Consider the following 13,246-nt stretch of genomic DNA (forward strand, 5'->3'; position numbering starts at 1 on the left):
TTTTCCATATGTTTATAACCAAAAGTTCATGCACGGACATTTTAAAGAAAATTTCTTGCTCCATCAACCAACACCTATATGAAACAAAAACTAGTCTTACTTTTTAGTTTTTTGCAGACGTTTTACGCCTTGGCTCAAATTCAAGGCACTGTAAAAGACAGTAATAATACCCCTTTAGCCTTTGTTAATATTTATATTGAAAACACCTACACAGGCACTACCAGTAACGATAATGGCGTTTATGAGCTGAACGTCTCCGCTCCCAAAACTTATACAATTACCTTTAAATATCTTGGTTATAAAACCCTCAAAAAAACAGTAGCCATTGAAAACTTCCCATATCAATTGGACGTGATTTTGCAGGAAGAAGAAATATCCCTTCAGGAAGTCGTTGTAAAAACCAACGAAAATCCAGCCAACAAAATCATGAGGGCTACAATAGACAAACGAAAAGAGAACCTTGAGCTCATCAAAGCCTTCAATGCTCATTATTATTCCAGAGGATTACTGAAAATCAAAAATGCTCCAAAAGCCATTTTAGGTCAGGAGTTGGGAGATTTGGGAGGCGGTCTGGATTCTACCAGAAGTGGAATCATTTACCTTTCAGAAACTGTTTCAAAAATTGACTACCTCTACCCCAACAAACTCAAGGAAACTATTATTGCCTCAAAGGTTAGTGGCGATGACAATGGCTTTAGTTTTAATACGGCCTTGGATGCCAATTTCAACTTTTACAACAACACCATTGATTTAGAAAATCCTCTCATTTCCCCAATTGCAGAATACGCCTTTAATTATTACCGCTACTCTTTGGAAGGGATTTTCTATGACGATTTTGGAAACCTTATCAATAAAATAAAGGTCACCCCAAAACGTAAAAACGATCGCGTGTTTGAAGGACACTTATATATTGTGGAAGACCAATGGACCATTTACGCTCTTGAATTGACGACTACCGGTCAACAGGCGCAAATTCCCGGAGCCGACACCATCACTCTTAAGCAGAATTTCTCCTACTCCCAACAGGATAAGGTTTGGGCCTTGATGTCGCAAAACATCGATTTTTCCTTTGGAATGTTTGGCATTAATGGAGAAGGCCATTACACTTCTGTCTATAGTGATTACAATTTCAATCCAGAATTTTCAAAACGTAATTTTGGAAAAGAAATACTTTCTTTTAAAGAAGAAGCCAACAAAAAGGACTCTTTGTATTGGGAAATCAATAGACCTGTTCCCCTAACCGAGGAAGAAATTCTGGATTATTTGAAAAAAGACAGTATTCAAACAATCAAAAAGTCTAAAACCTATTTGGATTCCACAGACAGGGTATCCAACAAGTTCAAATTTTCCGATATCTTTTCTGGTTATACATTTTCCAATTCCTATGAAAAATGGAGTTTAGGTGTTTCCTCTCCCTTTTCAGCGCTTAATTTTAATACGGTTCAGGGTTTTAATAGTTCTGTTGGTATTCACTACACAAAAAACATCGATGAATTCAAACGCTATTTCTTCACACGAGCTACTATGAATTACGGCTTAGGAGACCAAAGATTGCGAGGCGTCTTTTCAGCTCATTACAAATTCAATAATATAAGCAGACCATATCTAATGGTGTCCGGAGGTGTAACCACGCAACAATTTAATGGAACAGAGCCAATTTCAAAATTAATAAACAGTATTAGTTCTCTGTTCTTTGAAGACAATTACATGAAACTTTACGATAAAAGTTTTGCAGAAATAAGCTTTTCAAAGGAACTTTTTAATGGCTTCAAATTGTACAGCAACATAAGCTACGAACACAGGAAACCACTTTTCAACACCACAGATTCTACCTTTATCAACGAAAGTGACGATACCTACACTAGTAATAACCCGCTGGATGAAACAGCCTATGGCATTGCACCGTTCAAAACGCACAACATTTTCAAATTTAGCCTAAGTGCCACCTTCAATTTTGGTCAGGAATACTTTAGTTATCCAGACAGCAAATACACGGTGATAGAAACCAAATACCCAACCTTGGCCATAGGATATGAAAAAGGATTTGGAGCCTCTATTGACGCTTACAATTTTGACCAACTTAAACTGCGCATTTTCCAAAATGTGGAGCTTGGTAACAAAGGGGATTTTGCATACAACCTTAGAGCCGGAACTTTTTTCAATGCCAAGGATATTGCATTTATGGATTACCAACATTTCAATGGCAACCAAACCCATGTTAGTTCCTCTGGAAGCTATACCAATGTGTTTAACAATTTGCCTTACTATTCCTTAAGCACGAACGACAATTATTTGGAATTACACGCCGAACACAACTTTAATGGATACATTTTGGGTAAAATTCCATTGCTGAATAAATTAAATTACAACTTGATTGTCGGTGCCCATGCTCTTTCCTCTGAAACCTATAAACCTTACCAAGAATATTCGGTTGGGATTGACAACATAGGTTGGGGTAAATTTAGGTTCTTAAGACTTGATTATGTGCGCTCTTACCAAAATGGATTTCAAAGTGACGCCTTTATTTTTGGGTTGAAACTCTTTAATTGATTAATTTTAGCAAATTTTTTTAGTGAACCGCATGAAAACTTTCGCCCTTACATCCTTACTTTTTTTAGCCACTATTTGTAACATTAATGCTCAGGAAGCCGAAGAAGCTCCTGTGAGCTACTTAGGAAAAACAATTACTTTAGACTCTACTATTACCTCACTTTACGGAGCCATTTCAGGAGAAAAAGGAGTTGAACGCGATTGGAAACTATTCAAATACCTTTTTAAAAACGAGGCAAAGTTGATCCCAGCCTATAAAGATGGTGTAAAAGGAATTTACGACACCAATTACCTTTCGGTGGAAGATTACATCAATACTACCAATGATTGGATTCTTGCAAACGGTTACATCAAAAAGGAAATTCACAGAGTCACCCAATCTTATGGAAATATAACCCACGCTTTTATCACATTTGAAGCTTTCAGAAGTGAGCAAGACGAAACCCCATTCCTTAGAGGAATAGACAGCATTGAATTGCTTTTTGACGGGCAACGTTGGTGGGTTGTAAATCTTTATTGGACTTTGGAAACGGAAGGAACTCCTATTCCTGAAGATTATTTACCAAAGCCTTAATTTTTATCTTCCAACAGCGGCACAAATCGGAATTCACCAAACTCGTGTTGTTCAAACTCTTTTGGCCCCTTTCTAATGAAGAGGGTCATAGTTTGTACATCCACTCCCACAGGGATTACCAAACGACCACCAATTTTTAATTGGCTCAACAAGGGTTTAGGCACAAACGGAGCACCTGCAGTTACAATGATACCATCAAAAGGCGCTTCTTCAGGCATCCCTTTATAGCCATCTCCAAAAATTAGCTTTTTAGGGCGAAAGCCCAATTTTGGCAAAAACTTACTGGTGATTCTGAACAATTCCTGTTGACGTTCAATACTGAATACTTTAGCACCCATCAAGCACAAAACAGCTGTTTGATAGCCACTTCCTGTACCAATTTCCAATATTTGGTCTCCCGGCTTGATATTTAAAAGTTCGGTTTGAAATGCCACGGTGTAAGGTTGGGAAATGGTTTGGTCTGCCGCAATTGGAAACGCCTTATCTTGATAGGCGTGATCCAAAAAACTAGAATCCATAAACAAATGCCTTGGGATGGTACCGATGGCTTTTAAAACCTTTTCATTGGTAATTCCTTTAGCTCTAACAACTTCTACAAGTTGCTGTCTCATTCCTTGATGTTTAAACGTGTCTTTCAATGTTGGTAAGCTTTTCAAGGCAAAATTACTTCAAACATTTTAAAGGCAAAAATTAAAATTCCCTGTTTTATCAACTCTCTTTACAAGGTCATTTTATTCCATTTTTAAGTCCCCAAATAATGAAAAATACTTAGTTTTGTTAAAAACTCAAAAACATGTTGAAAGCAGGAGTTCTTGGTGCTGGTCATCTTGGAAAAATTCACTTAAGATTACTCAATCAATCAGATAAATATGAGCTTGTTGGGTTCTATGATCCTAACGAAGCCAATGCCCAAAAAGTTGTAGAAGAATTTGGGTATACCTACTTTAAAGACATCGACGAACTTATAGATGCTGTGGATATGGTGGACATTGTAACGCCTACTCTATCGCATTATGAGTGTGCCAAAAAGGCCATTGCCAAGGGCAAACATATCTTTATAGAAAAACCTATTACAAATACCATCGAAGAAGCCGAGCACATCAGGGAACTTTTGGCTGAAAATGGACTTCGAGGACAAGTGGGACATGTAGAGCGTTTCAATCCTGCCTTTATTGCTGTTAAGGAAAGTGTACACAACCCAATGTTTATAGAAACCCACCGATTAGCGGAATTCAACCCTAGAGGAACTGATGTTCCTGTGGTTTTGGATTTGATGATCCATGACATTGACGTTATTCTAAGCGTGGTGAATTCAAAAATTAAAAACGTTTCGGCCAGTGGTGTTTCTGTTATTAGCGACACTCCAGACATTGCCAATGCTAGAATAGAGTTTGAAAATGGCTGTGTAGCCAACCTAACGGCTAGCAGAATTTCTTTGAAAAATATGCGTAAAACACGTTTCTTCCAACGTGATGCCTATATCTCTGTAGACTTTTTGGAGAAAAAATGCGAAGTGGTAAAAATGAAAGATGCCCCAGAACATCCTGGAGACTTTGATATGATTCTACAAAATGCCGAAGGCGTGAAGAAACAGATTTATTTTGACAATCCTGAAATCACGGCCAACAATGCCATTTTGGATGAGTTGGAATCATTTGCACATGCTATCAACACAGACACGGCTCCTGTTGTGACTTTACTTGATGGAACAGAAGCGCTTCGTGTGGCACATATGATTATTGATCAGTTTTAGACTGACATCACATTTCAACCAACCATTTATTGCTAGTACCCACTATTGCAATACCAAAATTAGCAAGAGTTTAATAATACCCCCTTTCCAAGAACAAAGGGACACAAATTTTAATATATATGAAAAATATAGCAGTTATTGGAGCTGGCACCATGGGAAATGGAATTGCACACACCTTTGCCCAAAAAGGCTTCAATGTTCACCTTATCGATATTAGTGAAGCGTCTCTTGAAAGAGGCTTGAATACCATTGCCCAGAATTTAGACAGAATGGTTGCCAAGGAAAAAATCACTGAAGCAGACAAACTGGAAACACTAAATAACATCAGCACCTTTACCTCTATTGCTGAAGGCGTAAAAGCTTCGGATTTGGTGGTTGAAGCTGCAACAGAAAACGTTGATCTTAAGCTAAAAATATTTGAGCAATTAGACGAAGCTTGTGATGAAAACACCATTCTGGCCACTAACACGTCTTCTATCTCCATTACTCAAATTGCCGCGGCTACCTCACGTCCTTCAAAAGTTATTGGAATGCACTTTATGAACCCTGTACCAATCATGAAATTGGTAGAGATCATTCGTGGGTACAACACTAGCGACGAAGTGACCAATACCATTATGGAATTGTCTAAAGCTTTAGATAAGGTTCCTGTTGAAGTGAACGATTACCCAGGTTTTGTAGCAAATCGCATATTAATGCCAATGCTTAACGAATCCATTGAAACACTTTACAACGGTGTTGCAGGAGTAGCCGAAATTGACACCGTGATGAAATTAGGAATGGCCCATCCAATGGGACCATTACAATTGGCTGACTTTATAGGCTTGGACGTTTGCCTGTCTATTCTAAATGTAATGTACGAAGGGTTTAAAAACCCAAAATATGCACCATGTCCATTATTGGTAAATATGGTACGAGCAGGAAAATTGGGAGTAAAATCTGGGGAAGGTTTTTACGATTACTCAAACAGCAAAAAAGCTGAAGTGGTCGCTTCTCAATTTTTAAAATAACAATACCATACCGATGTAATGGAAACGCTACATCGGTATTTGCTTTTTAGCTATTCCTCCTATTAGAGAAAAGCTAAACTTACAGTTATCAAGATTCCTTCAAACTTACTAAAGAAGGATTTGAAGCCAAGTTTCATTAAACACTTGTAAGAAATGGATATTCAACATAATCTTCAGCATATAAAATCTCAATTACCTGAACATGTCACCTTGGTTGCGGTTTCCAAAACCAAACCCGTTAGTGACATCTTGGAAGCCTACAATAGTGGCCAGCGTATTTTTGGTGAAAACAAAATACAGGAAATGGCTGAAAAATATGAAGAGCTCCCAAAAGACATTGAGTGGCATATGATTGGTCATGTACAGCGCAATAAGGTAAAGTACATGGCACATTTTGTTAGCCTTATTCATGGCGTTGACAACCTTAAATTATTACAGGAAATTGACAAGCAGGCGGAAAAACACAATAGAATTATCAAGTGTTTACTTCAAATTAAAATTGCCCAGGAAGATTCAAAATTTGGCATGAGTCCAGAGGAAGCTGTAAACTTATTGCAAGATGGCTCTATTTCCAATTTAAAACATATTGCCATTGATGGCGTTATGGGTATGGCGACATTTACCGATGATGAGGCCCAAATAAAAACAGAGTTTTCCAATTTAAAGACTACATTTGAGCAGCTTAATACTTTTCACCCAATGAAAATCATCTCTATGGGAATGAGTGGCGACTACCCCCTTGCCATTGAATGTGGCAGCACTATGATTAGGGTTGGAAGCAGTATTTTTGGCGAGCGCAACTATTTATAATTTTCACTGAAAGAGGCAACGTTATTTACGCAATACTTGACATAGAAACTACCGGAGGAAAGTACAACGAGGAAGGCATTACCGAAATAGCCATTTACAAATTTGATGGCCACAAAGTCGTAGACCAATTTGTAAGCCTAGTGAATCCCGAACGCGAAATTCAGCCTTTTGTGGTCAACCTTACGGGCATTAACAGTAACATGCTTCGAAATGCTCCTAAGTTTTACGAAGTGGCCAAACGTATAGTAGAAATTACGGAAGACTGCATTATCGTAGCCCACAATGCCCAATTTGACTACCGAATTCTGAAAACCGAATTCAAACGCTTGGGGTTTGGCTACAAACGAAAAACCCTTTGTACCGTTGAATTGTCGAAAAAGCTGATTCCAGGACAGGACTCCTATAGTTTAGGAAAATTAGCCAGATCTTTAGGAATTCCTGTAAGCGATAGACATCGTGCTGCTGGGGATGCCATGGCTACGGTGAAGCTTTTCAAAATGATACTGAACAAGGATTTGGAAAAATACATCATTCAGGATGCTTTAAAGTCTGACCAGAAGCAAATCAACCCCAATTTAAAACGTATTATTGACGAATTGCCCAATGTTACCGGCGTCTATTATTTACATAATGAAGATGGCGAAATCATTTACATTGGAAAAAGCAACAACATCAAAAATAGGGTGAGTCAACATTTTTCGGCCACTACAACCAAATCGAAAAAATTACAACTACAAACTGCTGCAGTTACCTATGAAGAAACGGGTAGCGAACTTGTTGCACTTTTAAAGGAAAGTGCAGAGATTAAACGTAACAAACCTCTTTTCAATAGAGCATTACGACGTAACAACTTTACCTTTGCTCTTTACTCATATAAAGATGAAGCAGGTTATATCAACCTAAAAATTGACAAAACCGACGGACGTAAACACCCCATTACCACATTTACAACCAAACAAAGCGCCAAACAATTTCTTTTTAAAACTGTAGAAGAATTTCAATTGTGTCAAAAATTGGCAGGACTCTACCCTACTTCCCGTAATTGTTTCAATTATACCATCAAGGAGTGCCTTGGAGCTTGCGTAAACGAAGAGCCCCACGAGAACTATAACTCAAGGGTAATGGAATTTATTGACAAAAACAGCTATCGAGACAAGGACATGCTCATTATTGACAAAGGACGGGAATTGGATGAACGTTCTGTTGTAAGCATTAAAAATGGTGCTTTTGTTGGTTTAGGATATTACAATTTGAACCATCAAATTACCAAACCTGAAATTTTGGATGCCATCATCACACCCATGGAAAATAACAGAGATTGCCAACACATAATTCAAAGTTATTTGAGGAAACATAAAAAATTAAAACTAATTACTTTAACCCAACAATAAATTAGTTTCTATTCAATATTATGGATATTCAATACGCCCTCTGATTGTATTGGAGAAAAAATCCTAAATCTTTTAGTACTTTTGGATAAATGAGCAACCAAAAATCAAATAAAAACTGGAAAACTCAGCTTCATGAAATCATTTATGAAGCTGATACTCCTGCTGGAAAGTTATTTGATATTATTTTGTTCTTTGCCATACTTGCCAGTATTATTTTGGTGATGTTGGAAAGCGTAAAGAGAATTGACAATCGCTATCATGACTTTTTAAACATCTCAGAATGGATCATTACCATTCTATTCACCATTGAATACATTGCCAGAATTATTTCAGTAAAAAAACCCATTAGGTATATTACCAGCTTTTATGGAATAATAGATTTACTTTCTACCATACCAAAATACTTGTCACTTATTTTTGCAGGAACCCATGCCTTGATTGCTTTACGAGCCTTGAGACTTTTGCGGGTATTTAGAGTATTGAAGTTGGCCAGATTTTTAGGCGCCTCCAATAATCTAGTCAACGCCCTTAAAGCCAGTAGAGCAAAAATTGCTGTGTTTTTATTCGCGGTGCTTATTATTTCCATTATTTTGGGAACCATAATGTATCTAGTAGAAGGTGAAGAAAATGGGTTTTCAAATATTCCCAAAAGTGTGTATTGGTGTATCGTAACCTTAACCACTGTAGGGTTTGGAGACATTGCTCCACAAACACCATTAGGGCAATTTATAGCGTCTTTAGTTATGATTTTGGGTTACGGAATCATCGCGGTGCCTACAGGAATTGTCTCTGCAGAATACACCAACCAAAGCAAGTCTTCAAATAAAATAACAAAAGACGATACCGTACATGTGAATACGCAAAGTTGCTCCAATTGTTTAGCGGATAAACATCAAGATGAAGCAAAGTATTGTTATAACTGCGGAAGCGAATTACACCATGACTAAATATCTTATTTCTATAGTTGGACCAACAGCCATAGGAAAAACAGCCTTAAGCATACAACTGGCCCAACATTTTAACACCGAAATAATTTCTGCAGATTCCAGACAATTTTTCAAGGAAATGCAAATAGGCACCGCTGCCCCTTCTCCAGAAGAATTGGCTGCTGCTCCCCATCATTTCATTCACCATAAATCAATTGAAACCGATTATAATGTTGGAGCCTTTGAAAGAGATGCCATAGAGTGTCTAGATGCATTGTTTAAAACCCATGATGTGGTGATTATGGTAGGTGGTTCTGGACTATATGTAGATGCCGTGACCAAAGGACTGGATGATTTCCCAAACCTTGACCCTAAAATTAGAGAAGGACTAAATAAAACTTTAGAAACCGAGGGACTTGGCGTTTTGCAAAACCAATTAAAGGAACTCGATCCAGAATCCTACAATCGTATCGCGATTGATAACCCGCATAGAGTGATACGCGCTTTGGAAGTTTCTATTGGAACAGGAAAACCGTATGCTTCTTTTTTAAACCAAAAGGAAAGCAAGCGTCCATTCAAAACTATTACTGTTGGTTTGACTGCCGATCGTGAAATCGTTTATGAAAGAATCAACAAACGAGTAGATATCATGATGGAAAGTGGTCTTCTTGAAGAAGCCAAAGCTCTTTTGCCAAAACAGCATTTAAATGCTCTCAACACCGTAGGATACAAAGAATTGTTTGAATATTTCAATGACAACTGGACCTTGGATTTTGCGGTGTCGGAAATCAAAAAGAACTCTAGACGCTTTGCCAAACGTCAATTTACATGGTTCAAAAAGAATGAAAACATCTTTTGGTTTGACTACACAACACCTTTGGAAACCATAGTAAATGACATTACAAAACTAATTGAAAAACAATAAATTAAAATAAACTTAAGATTATAGCTGTAATCAGTTTATTAGCCCTACCTTTGGCCCTTTATTAATTTAATTTATATTATGAGTAAAGGTACAGTAAAATTCTTCAATGACTCTAAAGGATTTGGATTTATCGTTGAAGAAGGAAACAACAAAGAACATTTTGTACACATTTCTGGTTTAGAAGATGAGATTCGCGAAGGAGATGAAGTGGAATTTGATCTAACCGAAGGAAAAAAAGGATTGAACGCAGTAAACGTAAGAGTTATCTAATATTCACCCCTATTTTAAGTAAAGAAGCCTATCAAAATATTGATAGGCTTTTTTATTATTGAGAGGAAGAATTAAGCGCTTTGGTTCACTACCAATCTAAACCCTTCTCCATGTATATTTAAAATCTCAACGTTTTCATCTGGTTTTAAATATTTACGAAGCTTGGCAATATAAACATCCATACTACGAGAGGTAAAATAGTTATCGTCTCTCCAAATTTTTGTCAAAGCCAATTCCCTAGGCATCAAATCGTTTTCATGAAGCGCCAACATACGTAACAATTCATTTTCTTTTGGTGACAATTTGATAGGTTCCCCGCCGTCAAATCGCAAGAATCTCAATTTGGAGTTTAAATCGAATCTACCAATTTTGAACTCAAACTGTTTGCTATCCGTAACTGTTTCGGTAGCCTTACGTTGCATGATGGCCTTAATTTTCATGAGCAATACCTCACTGTCGAAAGGTTTGTTCAAATAATCATCGGCTCCTACTTTATACCCTTTCAAAACATCTTCCTTCATAGCTTTCGCGGTTAGGAAAATGATTGGAACTTCTGTGTTTTTCTCTCTAATTTCTTTGGCCAAGGTAAACCCATCCTTGTAAGGCATCATGACATCTAGGATACACAAATCAAAATCGTCCTTCTTGAATTTTTCAAAACCTTCCATCCCATTTTTAGCATGAACAACATCGTAATCGTTCATGGTTAAATAGTCCTTTAATACCGTTCCAAAATTTGGGTCATCCTCAACAAGGAGAATTTTTTTATTTTGTTCTTCCATAATTTATGATATTAACGGTAGTTTAATTGTAAATACACTACCTTTTCCTTTTTCGCTTTCTACTGATATATGACCGTGATGGTCTTCTACTATTCGTTTTACATAGGCCAAACCTAAACCATGGCCTTTAACATTATGTACGTTTCCTGTGTGTTCTCTATAGAATTTTTCAAATATTTTTCGCTGAACCTGTTTGGACATTCCGTTACCTTGATCGGCAATTTTCAATAAAATATTGTTCCCTACATTCTCTGTATATACATCAATTTTTGGTTCGTCGTCTGAATATTTTATGGCATTGTCCAAAATGTTAACGATAACATTTGTAAAATGACTTTCATTGGCTAATATTGAAGATTTCGTGGCGTCCAAATGTGTTTTCACGTAGCCTTTTCTATCTTCTACAATTAGCTCTACATGGGTAATAGCATCTTCAATTAAGTCGTGTAGTTTCACTCGGTCCTTACTAATGTTCAATTCGTTCTTTTCAAGCTTAGAAATCCGCAGTACATTTTCTACCTGTGCATGCATCCGCTTGTTTTCATCCTTGATCATTTTTAAGTAACGCTTTACCTTCTCTTTGTCCTCAATAACCTTTGGATTTTTAATGGCATCCAAAGCCAGATTAATAGTTGCAATGGGCGTTTTGAACTCATGCGTCATGTTATTGATAAAATCTGTCTTGATTTGCGAAATCTTGCGCTGTTTTATCAATTGGTAAATGGCATTTGAGTACGCAATAATGATAATCAATGTAAACACTACCGACAGCACAATGGCCTTAATAATGGTAGAAAACAAAAACTTTCTACGATCTGGAAAGTTAACATACAACCTATAATCATTTTGATTGTCATTTCCCGAATACACCGAAATCCCATAAGTGGAAGCCTTGTCCAGCTCAAAATTTTCTGATTGCACCTTTGTGGCCAGATCCTTATCGTAAATGGCAAACTCAAAATCGATGCCAATACCATCTTCCTTTAATTGATAATTCAAAAGCTTTGCTACTTCTTCCGAAGACACCCTTTTATAGATTGGGAAATTTTTATAAATCTCCTTATAGGCATCTGTAAACATTTTCTTTTGAATTTCTGGCAATTCTGAAAATTCACGATACGTTCGCTCTGGGCTAACTTTTAAATCTCCCTCGTTGTTCAATGCCGTGTTACTATATATCTTAGTTTCACGTTCACTAAACAAACGACTGATGCTGACACTATCTACTCCTAAATCAAAGAACACTGAGGGCACCTTAAAACTTTCCTCCAACACGGTGTTTCTGTAAATTATGGTTTCATCTCTTTGGTTATCCAGAGTTTTTACCAAAATTTCTCTTACAACACCACTATCGGCCTTCGCTCCACTCTTTGCCAATTGGCTTAGTGTTTTTCTCGCGTAATCATCAAGCTCTTTGTCTTCGAGAGCCTTTGAGACCATACTCAACGAATGTTTTACATTGAGTTCAAATCGATTTTCTTCGTTCTGCAAGGAATTTTTGATAAAATATGCCTGCACTAAAATTATACCAATGAGTGACACACTCATTAAAATCACCAATAAGACGAATAGCTTTCTGCCCATCGTTCAAATTTAACATTTTAACATTTATTAGATATCCGCTTTAACCTTACATTAACAAAAATGTTAAAATCAGGGTTCTTTTCCTACAGAAAGCAGGGTTTCATGAAGTTTTATCACCTGATTATGAGTAGCTTCTAACTTATCATTAACAATAATGTAGTCTGCCAATTTGAGTTTTTCGTCATCACTAAATTGGTTGTCCATGATGGCTTGTATTTTTTCTCGGGAAGTGTCTTCTCGCTTTAAAAGGCGCTCTATTCGCTGATTGGTACCTGCAATCACCAAAATAACCGCATCGTACTCCTTTTCCATATGCTGCTCAAAAATAATCGCCGCTTCCTTAATTACATAAGGAGAAGATTGCTCTGCCAACCATTCTTTAAAATGTTTGGCCACTTCTGGATGCACAATGGCATTCATAGCTTCCAGTAAGGCTTTGTTGTTGAAAATCGCATCTGCTATAAAGGGTCTGTTAAGTTCTCCGTTCACATAGGCCTGTTCTCCAAAAAGTACTTTTAATTTACGCTGAAGCTCAGGCGAAGTTGCCATAATCCTTTTGGCCTCCATGTCTGCCGTATATACCGGAATCCCCAAACTTCTAAACATATTTGCCACAGTACTTTTACCGCTTCCTATGCCACCCGTAACTCCTATAACCTTCATACAACCGT

Annotated in this window: 13 protein-coding genes; 9 read left to right on the forward strand and 4 right to left on the reverse strand. The window is 37.2% G+C overall.

Translation table 11 applies throughout. The features are described from left to right. Window positions 1–78 precede the first annotated feature (78 nt). Complete coding sequence (locus AC6I5C_RS11985) at window positions 79–2,550, forward strand: DUF5686 and carboxypeptidase regulatory-like domain-containing protein (RefSeq protein ID WP_497905350.1); 2,472 nt, start codon at window positions 79–81, stop codon at window positions 2,548–2,550. A 31-nt stretch (window positions 2,551–2,581) separates the two neighbouring features. Then, complete coding sequence (locus tag AC6I5C_RS11990) at window positions 2,582–3,124, forward strand: hypothetical protein (protein ID WP_497905351.1); 543 nt, start codon at window positions 2,582–2,584, stop codon at window positions 3,122–3,124. Here the strand turns inward: AC6I5C_RS11990 and AC6I5C_RS11995 are convergent. Continuing rightward, window positions 3,121–3,762, reverse strand: a complete 642-nt coding sequence (locus AC6I5C_RS11995) for a protein-L-isoaspartate(D-aspartate) O-methyltransferase (RefSeq protein WP_497905352.1) — start codon at window positions 3,760–3,762, stop codon at window positions 3,121–3,123. The two genes, AC6I5C_RS11990 and AC6I5C_RS11995, sit on opposite strands and share 4 nt — an antisense overlap. 155 nt (window positions 3,763–3,917) lie before the next feature. Between AC6I5C_RS11995 and AC6I5C_RS12000 the strand changes: the two genes are divergently transcribed. The 7 genes from AC6I5C_RS12000 (at window position 3,918) to AC6I5C_RS12030 (ending at window position 10,209) form a co-directional block, all read left to right on the forward strand. Continuing rightward, window positions 3,918–4,877, forward strand: a complete 960-nt coding sequence (locus AC6I5C_RS12000; RefSeq protein ID WP_497905353.1) for a Gfo/Idh/MocA family protein — start codon at window positions 3,918–3,920, stop codon at window positions 4,875–4,877. A gap of 119 nt (window positions 4,878–4,996) precedes the next feature. Continuing rightward, window positions 4,997–5,887 carry a 3-hydroxyacyl-CoA dehydrogenase family protein gene (locus tag AC6I5C_RS12005; RefSeq protein WP_497905354.1) on the forward strand — a complete coding sequence of 297 codons (891 nt, stop codon included), beginning with the start codon at window positions 4,997–4,999 and terminating at the stop codon, window positions 5,885–5,887. 153 nt (window positions 5,888–6,040) lie between these two features. Beyond that, window positions 6,041–6,697 (forward strand): YggS family pyridoxal phosphate-dependent enzyme, encoded by a 657-nt coding sequence (locus AC6I5C_RS12010; protein WP_497905355.1) that lies wholly within the window; start codon window positions 6,041–6,043, stop codon window positions 6,695–6,697. A gap of 23 nt (window positions 6,698–6,720) precedes the next feature. Next, the gene (locus AC6I5C_RS12015) at window positions 6,721–8,088 is read left to right on the forward strand and encodes a 3'-5' exonuclease family protein (protein WP_497905403.1); all 1,368 of its coding nucleotides are present in this window, start codon (window positions 6,721–6,723) and stop codon (window positions 8,086–8,088) included. An 89-nt stretch (window positions 8,089–8,177) separates the two neighbouring features. After that, window positions 8,178–9,035: an ion transporter gene (locus AC6I5C_RS12020; RefSeq protein ID WP_497905356.1), complete on the forward strand. Its 858-nt coding sequence runs from the start codon at window positions 8,178–8,180 to the stop codon at window positions 9,033–9,035. Further along, the gene (miaA, locus tag AC6I5C_RS12025; RefSeq protein ID WP_497905357.1) at window positions 8,986–9,939 is read left to right on the forward strand and encodes a tRNA (adenosine(37)-N6)-dimethylallyltransferase MiaA; all 954 of its coding nucleotides are present in this window, start codon (window positions 8,986–8,988) and stop codon (window positions 9,937–9,939) included. Before AC6I5C_RS12020 ends, miaA begins: the two co-directional genes overlap by 50 nt. A 78-nt stretch (window positions 9,940–10,017) precedes the next feature. Next, window positions 10,018–10,209, forward strand: a complete 192-nt coding sequence (locus AC6I5C_RS12030) for a cold-shock protein (RefSeq protein WP_497905358.1) — start codon at window positions 10,018–10,020, stop codon at window positions 10,207–10,209. Between the two features lie 71 nt (window positions 10,210–10,280). On the opposite strand, the gene AC6I5C_RS12035 is transcribed toward AC6I5C_RS12030, so the two are convergent. From AC6I5C_RS12035 to coaE, 3 genes are all read right to left on the reverse strand, one after another. After that, on the reverse strand, window positions 10,281–10,991 hold the full coding sequence (locus tag AC6I5C_RS12035) for a response regulator transcription factor (RefSeq protein ID WP_053977593.1): 711 nt from the start codon (window positions 10,989–10,991) through the stop codon (window positions 10,281–10,283). A gap of 3 nt (window positions 10,992–10,994) precedes the next feature. After that, window positions 10,995–12,575, reverse strand: a complete 1,581-nt coding sequence (locus tag AC6I5C_RS12040; protein WP_497905359.1) for a sensor histidine kinase — start codon at window positions 12,573–12,575, stop codon at window positions 10,995–10,997. A 69-nt stretch (window positions 12,576–12,644) separates the two neighbouring features. Next, window positions 12,645–13,238, reverse strand: a complete 594-nt coding sequence (gene coaE / locus AC6I5C_RS12045) for a dephospho-CoA kinase (RefSeq protein ID WP_053977591.1) — start codon at window positions 13,236–13,238, stop codon at window positions 12,645–12,647. Window positions 13,239–13,246: the final 8 nt, after the last annotated feature.

It is taken from the genome of Mangrovimonas sp. sgz306409 (genome assembly GCF_059735265.1).